Origin of the sequence: Anaeromyxobacter oryzae, from assembly GCF_023169945.1 — a bacterium.
Lineage (GTDB): Bacteria > Myxococcota > Myxococcia > Myxococcales > Anaeromyxobacteraceae > Anaeromyxobacter > Anaeromyxobacter oryzae.
Window position 1 is genome coordinate 1,504,414 of the sequence record NZ_AP025591.1, and the last position, 17,910, is coordinate 1,522,323.

At 73.4% G+C, this 17,910-nt stretch carries 14 protein-coding genes; 5 read left to right on the plus strand and 9 right to left on the minus strand.

The window, feature by feature from the left end; translation table 11 throughout:
* The first annotated feature begins 76 nt into the window (after positions 1-76).
* Positions 77-1,975 carry a chloride channel protein gene (locus AMOR_RS06570; protein WP_248359866.1) on the plus strand — a complete coding sequence of 633 codons (1,899 nt, stop codon included), beginning with the start codon at positions 77-79 and terminating at the stop codon, positions 1,973-1,975.
* Positions 1,976-2,009: 34 nt separating this feature from the next.
* Here AMOR_RS06570 and AMOR_RS06575 read toward each other — a convergent pair whose 3' ends face one another.
* A complete protein-coding gene (locus tag AMOR_RS06575) occupies positions 2,010-2,525 on the minus strand; it encodes a MarR family winged helix-turn-helix transcriptional regulator (RefSeq protein ID WP_248359869.1) in 516 nt (171 codons plus the stop codon).
* Between the two features lie 355 nt (positions 2,526-2,880).
* On the opposite strand from AMOR_RS06575, the gene AMOR_RS06580 reads away from it, so the two are divergent.
* Complete coding sequence (locus AMOR_RS06580; RefSeq protein WP_248359871.1) at positions 2,881-3,222, plus strand: carboxymuconolactone decarboxylase family protein; 342 nt, start codon at positions 2,881-2,883, stop codon at positions 3,220-3,222.
* Positions 3,223-3,315: 93 nt separating this feature from the next.
* Here the strand turns inward: AMOR_RS06580 and AMOR_RS06585 are convergent, their stop codons facing one another.
* The 8 genes from AMOR_RS06585 to murJ all read right to left on the minus strand — a co-directional run bounded on the left by AMOR_RS06585 (position 3,316) and on the right by murJ (position 14,094).
* Complete coding sequence (locus AMOR_RS06585; RefSeq protein WP_248359874.1) at positions 3,316-4,746, minus strand: cytochrome b N-terminal domain-containing protein; 1,431 nt, start codon at positions 4,744-4,746, stop codon at positions 3,316-3,318.
* A 15-nt stretch (positions 4,747-4,761) separates the two neighbouring features.
* Complete coding sequence (locus AMOR_RS06590; RefSeq protein WP_248359876.1) at positions 4,762-5,271, minus strand: QcrA and Rieske domain-containing protein; 510 nt, start codon at positions 5,269-5,271, stop codon at positions 4,762-4,764.
* On the minus strand, positions 5,268-5,960 hold the full coding sequence (gene narI / locus AMOR_RS06595; protein ID WP_248359878.1) for a respiratory nitrate reductase subunit gamma: 693 nt from the start codon (positions 5,958-5,960) through the stop codon (positions 5,268-5,270). Before narI ends, AMOR_RS06590 begins: the two co-directional genes overlap by 4 nt.
* Entirely contained in the window at positions 5,957-6,481 is a 525-nt protein-coding gene (gene narJ, locus AMOR_RS06600) for a nitrate reductase molybdenum cofactor assembly chaperone (RefSeq protein ID WP_248359880.1), read from the minus strand. The genes narI and narJ overlap by 4 nt, the downstream gene beginning before the upstream one ends.
* A gap of 3 nt (positions 6,482-6,484) precedes the next feature.
* Positions 6,485-7,972: a nitrate reductase subunit beta gene (gene narH / locus AMOR_RS06605; protein WP_318653851.1), complete on the minus strand. Its 1,488-nt coding sequence runs from the start codon at positions 7,970-7,972 to the stop codon at positions 6,485-6,487.
* Positions 7,973-7,983: 11 nt separating this feature from the next.
* Complete coding sequence (locus tag AMOR_RS06610) at positions 7,984-11,598, minus strand: nitrate reductase subunit alpha (RefSeq protein ID WP_248359883.1); 3,615 nt, start codon at positions 11,596-11,598, stop codon at positions 7,984-7,986.
* The gene (locus AMOR_RS06615; RefSeq protein WP_248359886.1) at positions 11,595-12,038 is read right to left on the minus strand and encodes a cytochrome c; all 444 of its coding nucleotides are present in this window, start codon (positions 12,036-12,038) and stop codon (positions 11,595-11,597) included. Before AMOR_RS06615 ends, AMOR_RS06610 begins: the two co-directional genes overlap by 4 nt.
* 364 nt (positions 12,039-12,402) lie before the next feature.
* Positions 12,403-14,094: a murein biosynthesis integral membrane protein MurJ gene (gene murJ / locus AMOR_RS06620; RefSeq protein ID WP_248359889.1), complete on the minus strand. Its 1,692-nt coding sequence runs from the start codon at positions 14,092-14,094 to the stop codon at positions 12,403-12,405.
* 203 nt (positions 14,095-14,297) lie between these two features.
* Here murJ and AMOR_RS06625 point away from each other — a divergent pair, with 203 nt between their 5' ends.
* The 3 genes from AMOR_RS06625 (at position 14,298) to AMOR_RS06635 (ending at position 17,884) form a co-directional block, all read left to right on the plus strand.
* Positions 14,298-14,960 (plus strand): response regulator, encoded by a 663-nt coding sequence (locus AMOR_RS06625; protein WP_248359892.1) that lies wholly within the window; start codon positions 14,298-14,300, stop codon positions 14,958-14,960.
* Positions 14,957-16,342 (plus strand): ATP-binding protein, encoded by a 1,386-nt coding sequence (locus AMOR_RS06630; RefSeq protein ID WP_248359895.1) that lies wholly within the window; start codon positions 14,957-14,959, stop codon positions 16,340-16,342. The genes AMOR_RS06625 and AMOR_RS06630 overlap by 4 nt, the downstream gene beginning before the upstream one ends.
* A 72-nt stretch (positions 16,343-16,414) precedes the next feature.
* Positions 16,415-17,884, plus strand: a complete 1,470-nt coding sequence (locus AMOR_RS06635) for a DegQ family serine endoprotease (RefSeq protein WP_248359898.1) — start codon at positions 16,415-16,417, stop codon at positions 17,882-17,884.
* Positions 17,885-17,910: the final 26 nt, after the last annotated feature.

The window sequence follows — 17,910 nt, forward strand, 5'->3', positions numbered from 1 at the left end:
GATGTGCAACCGTCCGCGGGATTCGCCCGCGACGCGGTGCTGGACAAGACGGCGGTCCCGGGGCATCGATGACGGCATGCCGACTGCACCGCCCCGCAGCGACGAGGACCGAGCCCCGGCGAGTCGCCCTGCGTCGAGGCGCATCCAGGCGCTCTGGAACGTGGCGCTCCTCGGAGAGGAGGCGCCGATCGATCTCAGGATCGTCGGGCGGACGCTCCTCCAGGCCGGCGCGGTCGGCGTGGTCGCCGGCGCGATGGGCGCCGCGTTCTTCGCCTCGCTCGAGCTGGTCCAGCGCACGCTGCTCGGCGGCGTCGCGGGGTTCGAGCCCGTGCGCGCGCACGGCGAGACCTTCGTCCCGCCGCTCGCGCCGGAGGCGTTCCGGCCCTGGCTGCTCGCGCTGCTGCCTGCGATCGGCGGCCTCGCGAGCGGGCTGCTGACGTGGCGCTTCGCGCCGGAGGCGTCCGGCGGCGGGGGCAATGCCGCCATCGAGGCCTACCACCACGGCGGCGTGATGAGGCGCCGGGTCATCCCCGTGAAGGGACTCGCGGCGGTCATCGCGCTGTCGAGCGGCGGCTCCGGCGGCCGCGAGGGCCCGACGATGCAGATCGGCGCCGCCGTCGGCGCCGCCGTCGGTCGGCTCCTCCCGACGAGCCGGGCGGAGCGCCGGGTCCTCCTGGTCGCGGGAATCGCGGCCGGCATCTCCGCGGTGTTCCGCACCCCGCTCGGCGCCGCCCTCCTCGCGACGGAGATGCTGTACCGCGACGACTTCGAGTCCGAGGCGCTCGTCCCCGCCGTGTTCGCGAGCGTCGTCTCGTACTCCATCGTGATCGCGCTCTTCGGCGAGACCACGCTGTTCGGCCAGCTGCCCCGGTTCGGGTTCCGGCCGGGCCACCTGCCGCTCTACGGAGCCGTCGCCATCGCCGTGTCGCTCGCGGCGGTCGCCTTCGTCCGGCTGCTCCGCGCCGTCCAGGGGGTCGCGAGGCGGATCCCCGGCCCGGTGTGGCTTCGCCCGGCGCTGGGCGGGCTCGCCATGGGGGTGCTGGGGACGGCGCTCGCCCTGTGGATGGCACGCGCGCATGGAGACGCGGCGCGCGGCTTCGGCGTCTTCGGCGGCGGCTACGGCGTGCTGCAGGCGGCGATCACCGGCGCGGACTGGCTGCCCGCGGGCGCGAGCGTCGTCGGGCTCCTCCTCCTCGTCGCCGTCCTCAAGATGATCGCGTCGGCCCTCACCATCGGCTCCGGCGCCGCCGCAGGCGACTTCGCCCCGTCGCTGGTCATCGGCGGGCTCGTCGGCAGCGCCTTCGGTCACGCGGCGCGGCTTTCTCTCGGAGATCCGACGATCGACCCCGGCGCGTTCGCGCTGGTCGGGATGGGCACGCTCTACGGCGGGCTCGCGCACGCGCCGCTCTCGGCCCTGGTGCTCGTCGCCGAGCTCGCCGGCAGCTACGACCTGCTCGTCCCGATGATGCTCGCCATCGGGATCGCGTACGTCGCGCTGCGGAGGTACTCGCTCTATCCCGCGCAGGTCGCGAGCCGCTCGGCGACGCAGCGCCCCGGCCGCGCGCCTGCCCTGGTCTCCGAGCCGCTGGGCGCCCCGGCGCCGTCGGGTTCGGCCGTCCCGGCGGAGCTGCCACCGTTCCGCGAGAACGCCACCCTCGCCGAGCTCGTCGACGCCGCCCGCACCGCCGGGCGGCAGCGCGTCGTCGCCATCGCGGGTGCCGGCGGGTTGCGCGGGCTGGTCGAGCTCGAGGTGGTCCTGCAGGTCCCCGCGACCGAGCTCGCGTGGCTCAAGGTGAGCGACGCGATGGTGCCGTTCGCGGCGGTGCCCGCCGACGCGACGTGGGGCGAGGTCGCGCTCGTGCTCGAGCGGTCCGGGATCTCGCAGGTGCCGGTGGTCCGGGGCGGCGAGATCCTGGGCTGGATCGGCGACCGGGAGCTCCGGCAGGCGATCCTGCCCCGACCGCCCCCGTCCTGACGGCGCCGGCGACGACCGGAGTCGATCCCGCCGCTCACTCCGAGAGCGCGCGGTTCAGCGCGTCGAGGACCGCGGCGGCGGTCCGCACGTCCGCGGCGGGGAGCGACGCGATCGCGGCGCTGATCGCGGCCTCCACCGTGCCGCGCTGGATGGCATCGACCGACGCGCCCTTCGAGGTGAGCATGAACAGCGCGCGGCGCGCGTCGGAGACGTCCGCGCGGCGCGACAGGAGCCCGCGACGGACGAGCCGCTTCAGCACGCCCGTCACCGTGCTCGGGTGCACCTGCAGGAGCGCGGCGAGCTCGCCCGCCGACACGCCGGGGTACCTGCCGACGAGCCGGACGACCATCCGCTCCGGACCGGTGACGCCGAACCGCGCCTTCATGCGCCGCGACGTGGACTCGAGGCCGTGGTTCACGCCCCAGAGCGAGCGCATGAACTCGAGCACCGGCCCGAGCGGACGTCCGCGCGCCAGCGGCCCGATCCCCGAATCACGGGTCGGCTGCGGCCGAGGGGAGCTCGGCTTCATCGGCTCGACGATCCGACGCATCCTGCTCTCGTACCATAACGATCGCCGCTCCGGGCGGTGGCCGTGGCGCGGGGCTAGGCGGGCGCGCCTGGGCCGCCGCGCGGTAGATCGTCTCGTCGCCGACGATGCCGGTCGAGACGTAGCCGGCGCCCCGGAGGGGCGACGGCCGCGAACCAGGCCCCCTACCCGGGCGGGCGGGCGCGTGGAGCGGTCGGTCGGGGCGGTCACGGGACGAGCGCTGATGGTCTGATATCCAACGATTCGCGCCGCCCCTGCCGCCTCCGCCGGATCATCTCCGGAACGCCGTTCATGGCGATGATCCCAGGGGTTGCCGGCCCTCCTCGCCTGGCATGGCCATCATCCACCTGGAGGGAGCATGCACGATCACATCTACCCGGCTTCTACCCCGGAGCTCACAAAGCACCGGCGCGAGCTGGCGCCGGAGATCGACCGGGCGTTCCACGAGTTCAGCAAGGCGGCCTTCGGGGAAGGTGCGCTGCCGCGCAAGGTGAAGCAACTCATCGCCGTGGCGGTCGCTCACACGACGCAGTGCCCGTACTGCATTCGCGCCCACACGCTCGGCGCGCTCCGCGACGGCGCGAGTGAGCGTGAGATCATGGAGGCGATATGGGTCGCCGCCGAGATGCGAGCCGGCGCGGCCTTCGCGCACGCGGCGATCGCGCTCGAGGCGATGGCGGACAAGACCTCGCAGCCGTGACGCGGTCCACGTACCGCGACCTGCGCCGAGACCACCGGGCCGTCCGGCGTCGTGAAGGCGCGCCACCCGTGCGCGAGCGCGCCGCGCCCTCACTCAGGGCGGCCGCGGCGGCGCCGTGGCGGGTCCCGCGCCGCGGCTGCGCGACGAGAGAAACGCGAGCAGATCGGCCAGCTCCTCCGCGCGGAGCTTGCCCGCATAGGAGGGCATGTTCGCGGCGCCGCTGAAAATCCTCGTCGCCATCTGCTCCTGGGTGAGGCGGTCGCCGACGTCGCTGAGGTCGGGGCCGCGGATGCCACCGCGCCCGGCGACGAGGTGGCAGTACTCGCAGCCGCGGTCGTAGAACACCCTGGCGCCCGACGCCACCGGCCCGCTGGTCGCGCCGACCACCTCCGCCGGGAGCGGCTTCGCCTCGAAGCGCGGCGACCAGGGCGCGAGGGCACCCACGCCCGAGTAGTGCCAGATCATGAGCACCACCGCCGCCACGCCCGCGATGGCCCACGGTCGGCGCAGCGGGCTGCGCTCGCCGCGCCCGGCGACCAGCGGCAGCGCCACGAGAAACACGATGAGGGAGAGCGGCCCGAGAATGATCACGTAGTTCTCGGACCACCTCGGGATGAGCGTCAGGACGGCGAAGTACCAGAGGAAGTACCAGTCCGGCCGCGGCGAGGCCTCGATGATGCTGGGATCGGGCGGGCGCCCCAGCTCTGGTGGACCGACCGCGACGGCCAGCGTGAAGATCGTCGCGATGACGAGTAGCCCGAACACCGCGTCGCGCCAGGCGGCGTCGGGCCAGAACGGCTGCCCATGGCGCTCGAGGAGCGCGCGGTACCAGGCGCGGTAGGTGACGGGGTCGACGGGACGCCCCGCGCGCGGCGGCTCCGAGATGCCGTTGTAGACGACGAGGTAGAGGTGCAGCGCGACGAGCAAGAAGATCAGGCCCGGGATGAAGAACACGTGCGTCGCGAAGAAGCGGGAGAGCGTCGCACCGCCGACGGTGTCGCCCGCCAGGAGGAAGTGCCCGAGCCAGCCGCCGACGAGCGGGGTGCGGCCGGCCTGTTCGGCGGCGATCACCGCCGTCCAGAACCCCGTCTGGTCCCAGCGCAGCAGCTGTCCCGTGAAGGCCATGCCGAGCGTGAGGAGGAACAGCACCGCCCCCGTGAGCCAGTTCATCTGGCGCGGGTACTTGTAGGCGCCCATGAGGTAGACGCGGATGACGTGGACGCCGATCAGGATCACCATCATCGACGCGCCGAAGGCGTGGAGGCCGCGGGTGATGCGACCGAGCGGCACCTCCGTGATGAAGCGAAGGCTCTCGTACGCGTCGCCGGTGGAGGTCACGTAGGCGCTCGCCAGGGCCGTCCCGGTGATCACCTGCAGCACGAAGGTGAGGAGCGTGGCGCTCCCGAAGACGTAGAGCCAGGCGGTCCGGCCGGCGGGCGGGACGGGGTGGCGCAGGACGGAGCCGAGCGTCCGCGAGAACCCCGTCAGCTCGTCGAACCACTGCCAGGCGCGCTGCACTCGCATGCGGTCGCCTCCGGCTCAGGCGATGGGGATGGGACTGGTGAGGATCTCGACCACGCCGGCGCGAACTCGGACCGGGTAGCGCGACAGCGGGCGGGGCGGCGGCCCCGACGCGACTCGCCCATCCTCGTAGAAGACGCCTCCGTGGCAGGGGCACATGAACAGCTCCGCCTCCTGAAGCCAGCGCACCGGGCAGCCGAGGTGCGTGCAGTGCACCGAGAAGGCGATGAACTCCTGGTCGTCGACGCGGCGCAGCCAGGCCGCCGTTCGCGCGGTGACGCCGGTCCACGGCAGCGGCGAAGGATCGAGGAACGAGACCTCCACCGTCTTCCCGACCTCGAACGCGTCGAGGCGTCCGACCGTCCTCCACACCCGGGGAGCGCGGCGCAGGCCGAGCAGGAAGAGGCCGCTCGGGACGGCGACGAGCGCCGCCGCGACGGCCCCGGCGGCGATGCTCAGGCGCGCGAGGAAGCTGCGCCGCGCGCCGTCCTCCGGCCCGGCCGGCGCAGGGCGTACCGGCGCGATCACGGCATGGGCGACCTCCCGGCGCCGCGTCGTCCCAGCCAGCTCACGATCTGATACGGCCGCCAGAGGTAGGTGACCGGCACCGTGACGAGGTGCACGAGGCGGGTGAACGGGAAGAGCGCAATGAGGAGGAAGCCGCTCACGAAGTGGAGCTGGACGAACCCCGGGAGCGCGGCGACCTTCGCCGGGTCCGGGTCGAGCCGGACGATGGACCAGAACCACGGGGCGGCCGTGTACGGGTACCAGCGGGATCCCCACCGGACGAAGAGCGCGATCCCCGCCCCGGTGACGACCTGGAGGGCGAGGACGGCGAGCAGAACCCAGTCCATCCCGGACGTCTCCCGCCGCAGCGGCGAACGCGTCCCGAGCCGCCTCCCGATGAGCGTCGCGATCCCGAGGATGGAGAGGAAGGCGAGCGCGAGCCCGACGACCTCGAGGCCGAGTAGCGCGCCCGGACGCGAGACCGCCGCAGCGGCGGCGGAGGGGAAGACGCCCGCCAGCAGATGCGCGAGGAGGATGGGGATGATGCCGTAGTGCCAGGAGACCGATCCCCAGAACAGGCTCCGGCTCGCGAGCATCTCCGACGAGAGGCTCGAGTAGGTGTAGCGCGCGGTGAAGTAGCGGTAGATCCCGGCCACGATGGCGAGCACCCAGGCGACATACGGCCAGGCGACGAAGAAGAATGCGTTCATCGGGCTCGCTCCCCCCGAGCATCCACCTCGAGCACGAGCTGGATCGCCTCTGCCAGCGGGGCGTACGGATGCTCCCGCCGCCGGAGCTCTCGCGCGAGGCTCGAGAGCGCCGGCACGAGGCACTCGCCGACGAGCTCGCCTCGATCCGGCTCGTCCGGCGCGTGCGCCAGGAACCTGAGCAGGACGGTGAGGTGGTCGGGGAGCTCCCGCCCGGCGGAGAAGCCGCGCGCCCGGTAGCGCGCCGCCAGCCGGGCCAGGAACGTCCCCCGGCGCGAGTCGGGCCCGAGCAGCCGGTACCCCACGTGCGGCGAGCAGCTCGGGTCGAGGTCGAAGGCGGCCGTGTAGCTCTCCTGAAGCTGGCCCACCGGCACGCCCTCCAGGAGGCGCTCGAACTCGCGCAGCGCGCGCGCCGCCGGAGCGCGCGCCTCGAGTCGCGCGATGCACGCTGCCACCCGCTCGCCGACGCGTGGCCCGGGGTACTCGAGGAGCTCGGAGAGTCGTTCGTAGAGCTCGCCGCCCATGGCTCACCAGCCGCGCCGGGGAGGCCGCAGGAACCCCGCGCCCTCCTCCTCCTGGTGCTCGTGCACGTCCTCCACGGACTCGATCGCACCCTCGCGGAAGAAGGGCGGGACGACGAAGCGCTCCTCGAACGAGGCGAGCGCGGTGAGCCGGTAGATCTCCTCTGCGTCCTGCGCGCTCAGACCGGCCTCCTCGAGCGCGTGGGTGGCGCTCTCCCGCGGCACGTCGCCGACCGTCGTCGCCCGCTGGTAGAGCCGCGCGGCGACGAGCTTCCGGTACACCTCGACGATGGGGGCGACCTCTCCAGCGGTGAACATGGCCGCGAGGTAACGGAGCGGCAGCCGGCTCGCGTCGAGCGAGCTGAGCAGCTCGGGAGTCACCTCGTAGTGGCCGTCCGAGACCGTCGCCATGACCGGGAGCAGCGGCGGGACGTAGAAGAGCATGGGCAGCGTGCGGAACTCGGGGTGATGGGGCAGCGCCAGCCGGAAGCGCTTCACGAATTGAAAGACCGGCGACCGACGGGCGGCCTCCAGGATGGCCTCCGGCATGCCTGCCTCCCGGGCGGCGGCGGCGATCTCCGGGTCGAAGGGGTCGAGGATGAGCGCGCGCTGCGCCTCGACGAGCTCCGCGTCCGGCAGGGCGGCCGTCGCGGCGAGCCGCTCCGCGTCGTAGAGGAGGACGCCGAGGTATCGGATGCGCCCCACGCACGAGTGCATGCAGGCCGGGACCTGCTGCGTCTCCTGGCGGGGGTAGCAGAGGATGCACTTCTCCGCCTTGCCGTTGGCCCAGTTGAAATAGGTCTTCTTGTAGGGGCAGCCCGAGATGCACATCCGCCAGCCGCGGCACTTGTGCTGGCTCACCAGGACGATGCCGTCCTCCCCCCGCTTGTAGATGGCGCCGGCCGGGCAGGCGGCGAGGCAGCCGGGGTTGAGGCAGTGGTTGCAGATGCGCGGCAGGTAGAAGAAGACGAGCCGCTCGAATGCGAGGAGCTGCCCGCGCTCGCTATCGGTGAGCGCCTCGACGTTCGGGTCGGCTGCGGCGTAGATGGAGGAGCCACCGAGGTCGTCGTCCCAGTTCGGCCCCGCCTCGATCTTCATGTCCTCGCCGGTGACCAGGGACACCGGCGTCGCGACCGGCTGGTCGTCGGACGGCGGCGCGCCGATGAGCTGGTCGTAGCGGTAGGTCCAGGGCTCGTAGTAGTCGTCGAGCGCCGGGAGCCGGGGGTTGTGGAAGATCCTGGCCAGCTCGGCCAGCCGTCCGCCCAGCTTGAGCCGCGGACGACCGGCGCCCGCCTCCCATCCTCCCCGGTACTTCTCCTGGTCTTCGTACAGCGTCGGGTAGCCGGTGCCGGGCTTCGTCTCGACGTTGTTCCACCACATGTATTCGGCGCCGCGACGGTCGGTCCACAGGTTCTTGCAGGCGATGCTGCAGGTGTGGCACCCGATGCACTTGTCGAGGTGGAACACCATCGAGACCTGGGCCCGGACATCCATGGCGTTTACCCTCAGTAGAAGAGCGGTGCACCTTCGAGGCGGCGCACCACGACCCAGGTGTCGCGGTCGGAGGAGGGCGGGCCGTAGTCGTTGAAGCGGTAGCAGAGCTGGGCGTACCCGCCCACCATCAGGACCGGCTTGAGCCGCATCCGCGTCAGGCTGTTGTGGCCCCCGCCGCGGCGATTCCTTCGCAGCGGCGACTTGGGGAACGAGATGGTGCGCTCCGGCGCGTGGTAGAAAATGGTGAGGCCGCGCGGCACCCGCGCCGTCACCACCGCGCGGGTCACGACGACGCCGTTGTCGTTGAAGACCTCGACCCAGTCGTTGTCCGCCACCCCGATCTGCGCCGCGTCGGCGTCGTTGAGCCAGAACGGCTCGACCCCGCGGGAGAGCGTGAGCATGCGCAGGTTGTCGTAATACGTCGTGTGCATGTGCCACTTGCCGTGCGGCGTCACGCAGTTGAGCGTGATCCCGGGGACGCTCCCCGAGCGCAGCAGCGCGCCCGCGCCCGCCGCGTCGATGCGAGGCTTGAACGCCGGCAGCGCCTCACCGAAAGCGCGATAGGCCGCGTGGTCGAGGTAGAGGTGCTGGCGGCCGGTGAGCGTGCGCCAGGGGACCAGCCGCTCCACGTTGATGGCGAAGGAAGTGTAAGCCCGGCCGCCGTTGGTGATGCCCGACCAGCACGGGCTGGTGAGGATTCGGCGCGGCTGCTTCGTGACCGCGAGGAAGTCGTAGGAGACGCCCCGGTACGGCTCGGCGAGATCGGCGAGCGGCAGCCCGACCCGGCGCTCCTGCACCTGGAAGCCGCGCCAGGCCACCTCCCCGTTCGTCTCGGGAGCGAAGTGCAGGACCACGTTGGCCGCCTCGGTGGCGCGGGCGAGCGACGGCATGCGGACGCCGTTCCACTCCGTCGAGGGCGCGCTCCGCGCGTAGGCGTCGTAGAGGTCACCCACCGGGATGTGGACGCCGCGGTCCTCTACGCCCTCCTCGCGCAGCCTGGGGCCGAGGGCGCAGAAGCGGCGGTGGAGGTTCGGGTAGTCGCGCGCCACCACCGAGAGGTGCGGCATGGTTCGGCCCGGGATCGGATCGCACTCTCCGCGGACCCAGTCCCGCACCTCCGGCTGCGCGAGCTCGTCCGGCGTGTCGTGCAGGAGCGGCGTCGCCACGACCTCGCGGAAGGGCTCCGGGAAGTGGTCTCGGGCGAGCGCGCTCACCCGCTCGGCCAGGGCCTTGAAGGTGTCCCAGTCGGTCCTCGACTCCCAGCAGGGCGGCACGGCTGCGCCGAGCGGGTGGATGTAGGAGTGGAGGTCGGTGGTGTTGAGATCGTCCTTCTCGTACCAGGTGGCTGCCGGCAGCACGACGTCGGCGTAGAGCGCCGAGGTGTCCATGCGGAAGTTCACGTCGACGACGAGGTCGAGCTTCCCGCGCGGCGCGGGGTGCCGGAAGACCGCCTCGTGGACCGTCTCCTCCGCTGCGTCGGCGTCGGCCACGGCGTTCCCGTCGAGCCCGAGGTAGTGCCGAAGGAAGTACTCGTGCCCCTTGGCGCTGGAGAGGAGCGCGTTGGCGCGCCAGATGAGCCAGACCCGCGGCCAGTTCTCCGGCGCGTCGGGGTCCTCCACCGCGAAGCGCAGGGCCCGGGTCCGGAGCTGCTCCGCCACCCACCGCACGACCTCCGGCTCGGAGCGCGCGCCGGCCCGCTCCGCCTCGCGGAGGAGCTCGATGGGGCTGCGGTCGAACTGCGGGTAGAAGGGGAGCCAGCCGCGGCGCACCGCGTCCACCTGATGATCGAGGGTGTGCGACCTCGCGAACTTGCCTGCGGCCGGCGGCGCCTCCGGCGCCTCGCGCTCGTACCGCCACTGGTCGCTGTGGACGTAGTGGAAGGACGGTCCGTTCTGCAGCCGCGGTGGAGCGCCCCAGTCGAGCGCCATGGCGAGCGCCGACCACGAGGCGGTCGGGGCGAGCTTCTCCTGGCCAGTGTAATGGGCGAGCCCGCCGCCGCTCACCCCAACGCAACCGCACAGGACGAGCGGCGTGATCGCGGCGCGATAGTGCAGGTTGGCGTGGTACCAGTGGTTCACGCCCGAGCCGATGATGACGGTGCACTTCCCGTTCGTCCGCTCGGCGGTGGCGGCCCATTCCCGCGCCAGCTGCACCACCGTGTTCCGACCGATGCCGGTGTACCGCTCCTGCCAGGCAGGGGTGTACGGCGCCTCCGCGTCGTCGTAGCCCTGCGGGTAGTCGCCCTCGAGGCCGCGAGCGACGCCGAACTGCGCCATGAGGAGGTCGAGCACGGTGGTGACCGCCACCTGGCCGCCGACGGTCTCGAGGTGCCGGACCGGGACGCCGCGCAGGAGGGTGCGGCTCGCGCCGGGCTCCGCGAAGGTGACCTGCTCGACCGCGTCCCGCTCCCCGAGGAACGTGAGCACGGGATCGATCTCGGCGCCGTCCTGGCCGTCGCGGGGCTCGAGGTTCCAGCGTCCTGGTTCCTTCTGCCAGCGGAAGCCGATCGAGCCCTGCGGCATGCGCGGCTCGCCGCTCAGGCGATCGAGGACGAGCGGCTTCCACTCGGCGTGCTCCTCGCCCCGATAGCGCGCCAGCTCGCTCGCCCGGAGCATCCGCCCCGGTACGTGCCCGGCCGGCCCCGGCTCGAGGACGACCAGGAACGGTGCGTCCGAGTAGCGCCGCAGGTAACCCGTGAAGTAGGGGACATCGCGCTCGGCGTGGAACTCCTTCAGCAGCACGTGGGACACCGCGAGGAAGAGCGCCCCATCCATCCCGGCGGTCACCGGCAGCCACCAGTCGGCGTACTTCGAGACCTGGCTGAAGTCGGGCGAGAGGACCACCAGCTTCGCGCCGTGGTGGCGCGCCTCGGCGGCGAAGTGCACGTCGGGCGTGCGGGTCATGGAGAGGTTCGACCCGGCCACCACGATGTACTTGCTGTTGAACCAGTCGGCGCTCTCCGGGGCGTCGGTCTTCTCGCCCCAGGTCTCCGGCGAGGCCGGCGGAAAGTCGGCGTAGAGGTCGTAGAAGCTGAGCAGAGCGCCGCCGAACAGCTGCAGGAAGCGCGACCCGGCGGCGTAGCTCACCATCGACATGGCCGGGATGGGAGAGAACCCGATCACGCGATCCGGACCGTACCGCTTGGCGGTGTAGAGCAGCGACGCCGCCACGAGGTCGAGCGCCTCCTCCCACGTCGCCCGCCGCAGGCCGCCCTTCCCTCTCGCCTGCTGGTACGCGCTCCGCGAAACCTCGTCCTCGACGATGGAGGCCCAGGCCTCGACCGGATCCGCGTGCTCGGCCCGCGCTCGCGCCCAGAGATCCGCGAGCACGCCTCGCAGGTACGGGTACTTGACGCGCGTGGGTGCGTAGACGTGCCAGGAGAAGCAGATGCCCCGCTGGCAGCCGCGCGGCTCGTGCCGTGGGAGCCCCGCCTCGAGCGCCGGGTAGTCCGTCGCCTGCATCTCCCAGGTGACGATCCCCTCCTTCACGTACACGATCCACGAGCACCCACCGGTGCAATTGACGCCGTGAGTGCTCCGCGTCTCGGAGTCGTGCTGCCACCGGTTGCGGTACATCTCCTCCCAGCGGCGCACCTTCGGATCGAGCAGATCGCGGATCCAGGTCACGGTCGTCCTTCCCGCGCGCGACGCGCATCCGCCACCAGCGCAGCACGCACGCCGCAGAGCCGCGCGCGCCCCAGCCACGCCATCAGCGCCGCCGCAGCCGCGAGGAGTAGCAGTCCGAAGAGGAGCAGGCGCCCTGTCGCCGCGGGCGCCGGGCTCGTCCCCGACGCGGCCATGAACGCCTGGAGGTCAGCTCGTTCGGCGGGGGTGAGGAGCCTGCCGGCGAAGACCGGATCCATGGTGGGGAAGAAGAGCGTCGCGAGCACCGTGCCGAGCGCCTCGGGTCCGTACCTGGCGTAGACGCCGGTGAGGTCCGGGCCCATCGTGCCGCCGCCAGGGAACGGCAGCCCGGCGATGGCGTGACAGGCCGCGCAGGAAGGCCCGCCGCCCGCAAGGCGGGTCTGGCCCGAGAAGAGCCGCGCCCCTGCGTCGGCGGAGCCCACCTCCCCTTCGCCGGCAGCGGCGCCGAAGGGCAACTGCCCGAGGACGAGAAGGATCCCGGCCAGAGCGCAACAGCCGCGCCGGACGCATGCGGCACCAATGGACGAGGAGTGGAGCCCTGGCATGCGGCCACCGGTCGGACCGCCCGAATCCAAGCACAGGCGTCACGACGCTCGCCGGCTCATTCGGGGATCGCCCGAGTTGTTCGGGCGAGCGGGACGTGGCCCCTGTCGGCGTGCGATCGGTCAGCGCGGTGGAATTGCCGAACGTCACTCGCGACGCGCGGCTCGGGTGACGTTCGGTGAAGAGCGGCCCCTCACTCACCGCATGCCCGCCTCCGCGGTGGGGCCCCTCGCGGCGTACGGCTCACCGCCGGACGCGGCGCCGGAACCCCGGGAGCGCCGCGGCGCCTCCCGGCGTGAGCACGAGCACGAGCCCGAGGTACACGACGGCGAACGCGCCGACGATCGGGAGCGCGGCCAGGACCGGATGCATCCGCGGCGGCGGCAGGAACGCCCCGCCCCAGTCGGACGCGAGCCCCGGCATCGCTCCGCGCCAGCGGACGAGCGCCACCTTCGTCGCGAGCGCGGCGCCTCCGGCGACCGCGGCGGCGCCCCAGAGGAGCGCCATCCGGCGGCCCGGCACGCCGGTCTTACCGATGCGGCGCGCGAGCGCGCGCCGGAGCAGCGCGTACTCCACCCAGGCCGCGAGCCCGGTGGTGGCGGTGATCCCGACGAGCCCCGCCTCGCGGGGCACACCCAGCAGGTCGGGCATCTTCACCGCGGACCACCAGGCGAGGGACGCCGTGAGCGCGAGGCGCACGACCGCGAAGCGGAGCGGCGTGCGCGTGTCCCGGAGCGCGTAGAAGGACGACGCGTACACGCGCCCCTTGGCGGCGGCGACGAGCCCCACCGCCGAGCCCATGAGCACGAGCCACAGGTAGCGCGTGTCCGCCGCCGTCTGCTTCCCGGTCTGGAAGAGCGCTCCCGCGAGGACGTCGCCGATCGCGACGAACGCCGCGGCGGAGGGGACGACGAAGAAGGCGAGCCGCTGGAGCGCCGCGTCGAGCCGGGTGCGGAGGGCCGCGGCGACCGCGGCGGGCGTCCCCACCGCCGCGCTCATCGCGGGCAGCTCGCTCGCGGAGATCGCCATGCCGAACAGGCTGATGGGGAGCAGGTACAGGGTCTGCTGGTATCCGAGCGTCGCGAGGCCGCGGGTGCCGACGTACGACGCGTAGATCGTGTCCACGAAGGCCGAGAGCTGGACGACGCCGCGGCCGACGAGCGCCGGGGCGAAGTTCCCCAGCACGGTGCGGACCGACTGGCGCGCCACGGAGATGGACGGCCGAAGCCGCCCGACGAGCGCGAGGACGCTCGGGACCTGCACGCCGACCTGCAGGACCGCCCCCACCACGTAGCCCCACGCGACCCATCCGCCGAGCCGCGCGTCGTCGACGCGGCCCGCCCCGGCGACGAGCACCGCGATGACCGCGACGTTGTTCGCCACGGGCGCGGCATAGGACAGGAAGAAGCGGTGATGGCTGTTCAGGATCCCGAGGCACCACGCGCTGAGCACGAGGGTGGCGGTCGCGGGGAACAGGATCCGGACGAACCGGATCGCGAGCGCCTGCTCCGCGCCGGACAGGCCCGGCGTGATCACCTGGACGAGCGCGGGGGCGGCGAGGATCCCTGCGACGACGAGCAGGGCGGTGACCGCGGTGAGCAGGCCCGCGACGGCGCCCGCGACGTGCTCGGCCTCCTCGCGCTCCCCGCGCGCGAGGAGATGCGCGTACACCGGGATGAAGGACGAGCTGAGGATGCCCTCCCCGAGCATGTTCTGCAGGAGGTTGGGGATCCGCAGCGCCGCGGAGAACACGCCCGCGACCACGCCGCTCCCGAGCGCGTGCGCGAAGACCCGCTGCCGGACGAGCCCCACGACGCGGGACAGGAGGATGCCGGCGGCGACCAGGAACGCGTGCCGGCCGGAGCCCCGGCGCGGCTCGGCGGGGACGGCGACTCCGGGGGCGGGCTCGGGCGCGGCGGGCGGCACGGGAGGCACGGCTGCGCCCCGTAACATGATCGCCGCGGCGACGCACGCGAAACGGCGCGCGCGGCGCCGCGTCCGTGGGGATCCCCGCCGTGGAGCGGAGGTGATGTCGTCGGGGGTGCGCGACGTTGCCGTGCCGCGTGGCCCGCCGCCCGTCCGTGGCGCCTCCGTTCCGCGTGCTGCTCCCGGCGCGCGCGCCGTTAAATTGTTTTTGAATGCGCCTCCTCCTGGTCGAGGACGACCGCATGCTCGGAGACGCCCTGCGGCGCGCGCTGCGCCAGCAGGGGCATGCCGTGGACTGGGTGCAGGACGGCGAGGCCGCGGAGCTCTCGCTCGCGGGGGAGCCGTACGACGTCGTCCTGCTGGACCTCGGGCTGCCACGCAAGGGCGGCATGGCGCTGCTGCGCGATCTGCGCCGCCGGGGCGACCGCGTGCCGGTGCTGATCCTCACGGCGCAGGATGCGGTCGCGGACCGCGTCGCCGGCCTCGACGCCGGCGCCGACGACTACCTGCCGAAGCCGTTCGACCTCGACGAGCTCGGGGCGCGCGTGCGGGCGCTCCAGCGCCGCCGCGAGGGCCGGGCGGATCCGGTCCTGCAGCTCGGCGGGCTCACGCTCGACCCCGCCGCCCACGAGGTGACGCTCGACGGGCGCGCGGTGCCCCTCTCCGCGCGCGAGTTCGCCTTGCTGCACGTCCTCCTCGAGCACCCCGGCCGGCCCGTCTCGCGAGCCCGCCTCGAGGAGCGGCTGTACGGCTGGGGCGAGCAGGTCGAGAGCAACGCGGTCGAGGTCCACGTCCACGCCCTGCGGCGGAAGCTCGGCGCCGAGTGGATCAAGACGCTCCGCGGGGTCGGCTACGTGGTGCCGAGGCGATCGTGACGTCGATCCGGCGCACGCTCCTCGTGGCGCTGCTCGCGGCGGTGGCCGCGGTGACCCTCGCGGCGGCGTTCCTCGTGTACCGGCTCGCGCGCCAGGAGATCGACACGATCTTCGACTACCACCTGCGCCAGATCGCGCTCACCTTCCGCAGCCAGGTGGCCGGCCGCGGGGCGCCCGCCGGCGACGCGGGCGACGGCTTCGACTACGCGATCCAGATCTGGGACATCGACGGGGAGCGGCTGTACCTGTCCCGCCCGGACGCCGATCTGCCGGAGAACGCGGAGCTCGGGTTCACGACCGTCCGGACGCCGAGCGGCGGGGACTGGCGCGTGTACTCCACCGAGCTGTCCGGCCTCGTCGTGCAGGTCGCGCAGCCGCTTCGCGTCCGGCAGCGGCTCGCCTTCGCGGCCGCGTCCCGCACGCTCGTCCCGGTCCTGCTCATGCTCCCGCTGCTGGCGATGCTCGTGTGGCGCAGCGTCGGCCGCGCCCTCGCGCCGCTCGACCGGCTCGCAGGCGCCGTCGCGTCGCGAACACCCTCCGCGCTGGCGCTGCTCCCGGAGGCCGAGACGCCGGCGGAGGTGATGCCCCTGGTCCGATCCCTGAACGAGCTGCTCGCGCGCCTCGGGGCCGCGCTCGCGGCGCAGCGCGCGTTCGTGGCGGACGCCGCGCACGAGCTGCGCACGCCGCTCGCGGCGCTCGCGCTGCAGGTGCAGCTCGCCGAGCGGGCCCGCGACCCGGGGGAGCGCGCGACCGCCCTCGCGGACGTCCGCGCCGCCCTCGACCGGACCACCCACGTCGTGCAGCAGCTCCTGACCCTCGCGCGCGCCGAGCCGGACGCCGCCCCCGCGACGGTGCTCGAGCCGGTGCACCTCGCCGAGCTCGCCGTCCAGGCCGTGGCGGACCACGCCCGCCTCGCCGAGGCCCGCGGCGTCGATCTCGGCGCGACGGAGCTCGCGGGCGATGCGGTCGTCGCGGGAGACGCCGCCGCGCTCCGGACGCTGCTCGCGAACCTCGTGGAGAACGCCCTCCGGTACGCGCCGGGCGCGCGCGTCGACGTCTCCGCCGGCGTCGGCGACGGGCGCCCGTACCTCGCCGTGGCGGACCGGGGGCCCGGGATCCCCGCGCCCGAGCGCCGGCGCGTGTTCGATCGGTTCTACCGGCGGGGCGGGAGCGCGGAGCCGGGCAGCGGGCTCGGGCTCGCCATCGTGAAGGCGATCGCGGACCGCCACGGCGCCGCCGTCGTGCTCCAGGACGCCCCGGGCGGCGGGCTCACGGTGCGGATCGACTTCCCGGCGCGGGCCGCGGTCGCCGCCGCGCCGGAGAGCGACCGGGCGGCCCCGGCCCCGGTCCCGACGACACCCGACGAGGATCGCCGGCCTTAAGGGGCTCTTAAGGTTCGCGCTCTACGTTCCTCGCGAGCCCGCAGCAGCGGGCCGAGAGAAAGGAACCGAACCATGACCTCCAGGTGGAAGAAGCCTGCCGCCGTCGCGACCGCCCTCGTCGCCGCCGTCGCGACGGGGTACCTGTCCCACGGCCGGGCGCTCGCGTCGCCCGCGGACGTCGCGAGGGACGCGCCCTCGACGCCCACCCGCGCGGCGCCGGACTCCAAACCGGCGCCGACGGCCGCGGTCCCCGACTTCAGCGCGATCGTCCAGCGCTACGGTCCCGCCGTGGTGAACGTGAGCACGACCGGGAGCGTGAAGAGCGCGGCCGGCTCGCCCTTCGGGCAGCTCGACCCGAGCGATCCGTTCTACCCGTTCTTCCGGCAGTTCGGCGCGCCCGGGCAGCAGGGCCGCGCGATCACCCGCGGCCTCGGGTCCGGCTTCGTCGTCGCGGCGGACGGCGTCATCCTCACGAACGCGCACGTCGTCGCCGGCGCGAACGAGGTGAAGGTGAAGCTCACCGACAAGCGGGAGTTCCCGGCGCGCGTCGTCGGGGTCGACAAGGCCTCCGACGTCGCGGTCCTCAAGATCGACGCGAAGGGCCTGCCGACCGTCAGGCTCGGGGATCCGTCGCGGACGAAGGTGGGCGAGTGGGTCCTCGCGATCGGCTCGCCGTTCGGCCTCGAGAACACCGCGACCGCCGGGATCCTCTCCGCGCGCGGCCGCTCGCTGCCCGACGGCGGGTACGTCCCGTTCCTGCAGACGGACGTCGCGGTGAACCCGGGCAACTCGGGCGGCCCGCTCTTCGACTCCCGCGGCGAGGTCATCGGGATCAACTCCCAGATCTACTCCCAGTCCGGCGGCTACATGGGCCTGTCCTTCGCGATCCCGATCGACCTCGCCATGAACGTCGAGCAGCAGCTGCTCGCGCACGGCAAGGTCACGCGCGGGCAGCTCGGCGTCACGATCCAGGACGTGAACCAGTCGCTCGCCGACTCGTTCGGCCTGCCGGGCCCGACCGGCGCGCTGGTGAGCTCCGTGCAGCCCGACAGCCCGGCGGCGCGCGCCGGGATCCAGCCCGGCGACGTGATCCTCTCGCTGAACGGCAGCCCGGTCTCCGGCTCCTCCGAGCTTCCTCCGGCGGTCGCGGCGCTCCGGCCCGGGACCGAGGCGAAGCTCGAGGTCTTTAGGGACGGGCACCGGCGCGACGTCGAGGTGCGCGTCGGCGAGGCGGAGAGCGCGGGCGCGACCGCCGCCGGCGGAGCGGACGCGAGCCACGGCAAGCTCGGCCTCGCCGTCCGTCCCCTCTCCCCCGACGAGCGCCGGCAGGTGGGCGTCGATGCCGGCGTCGTCGTCGAGGGCGCCGACGGCCCGGCCGCGCGCGCCGGCATCCAGCCGGGAGACATCGTGCTCGCGGTGAACGGCACCCACGTGAAGAGCGTCGAGCAGCTTCGCTCGCTCGTGGACCGGGCGGGCAAGCACCTCGCGCTCCTCGTCGACCGCGGGGACGCGCGCATCTTCGTGCCCGTCGACCTCGGGTGACGCGCGGCGCGAAGCCGCGCGAGGTC

Bases quoted from the DNA above. Each gene is read 5' to 3' on its own strand.
- AMOR_RS06570 (WP_248359866.1), top strand. From the start codon at position 77: ATGCCGACTGCACCGCCCCGCAGCGACGAGGACCGAGCCCCGGCGAGT.
- AMOR_RS06575 (WP_248359869.1), bottom strand. From the start codon at position 2,525: ATGCGTCGGATCGTCGAGCCGATGAAGCCGAGCTCCCCTCGGCCGCAG.
- AMOR_RS06580 (WP_248359871.1), top strand. From the start codon at position 2,881: ATGCACGATCACATCTACCCGGCTTCTACCCCGGAGCTCACAAAGCAC.
- AMOR_RS06585 (WP_248359874.1), bottom strand. From the start codon at position 4,746: ATGCGAGTGCAGCGCGCCTGGCAGTGGTTCGACGAGCTGACGGGGTTC.
- narI (WP_248359878.1), bottom strand. From the start codon at position 5,960: ATGAACGCATTCTTCTTCGTCGCCTGGCCGTATGTCGCCTGGGTGCTC.
- narJ (WP_248359880.1), bottom strand. From the start codon at position 6,481: ATGGGCGGCGAGCTCTACGAACGACTCTCCGAGCTCCTCGAGTACCCC.
- narH (WP_318653851.1), bottom strand. From the start codon at position 7,972: ATGGATGTCCGGGCCCAGGTCTCGATGGTGTTCCACCTCGACAAGTGC.
- AMOR_RS06625 (WP_248359892.1), top strand. From the start codon at position 14,298: ATGCGCCTCCTCCTGGTCGAGGACGACCGCATGCTCGGAGACGCCCTG.
- AMOR_RS06635 (WP_248359898.1), top strand. From the start codon at position 16,415: ATGACCTCCAGGTGGAAGAAGCCTGCCGCCGTCGCGACCGCCCTCGTC.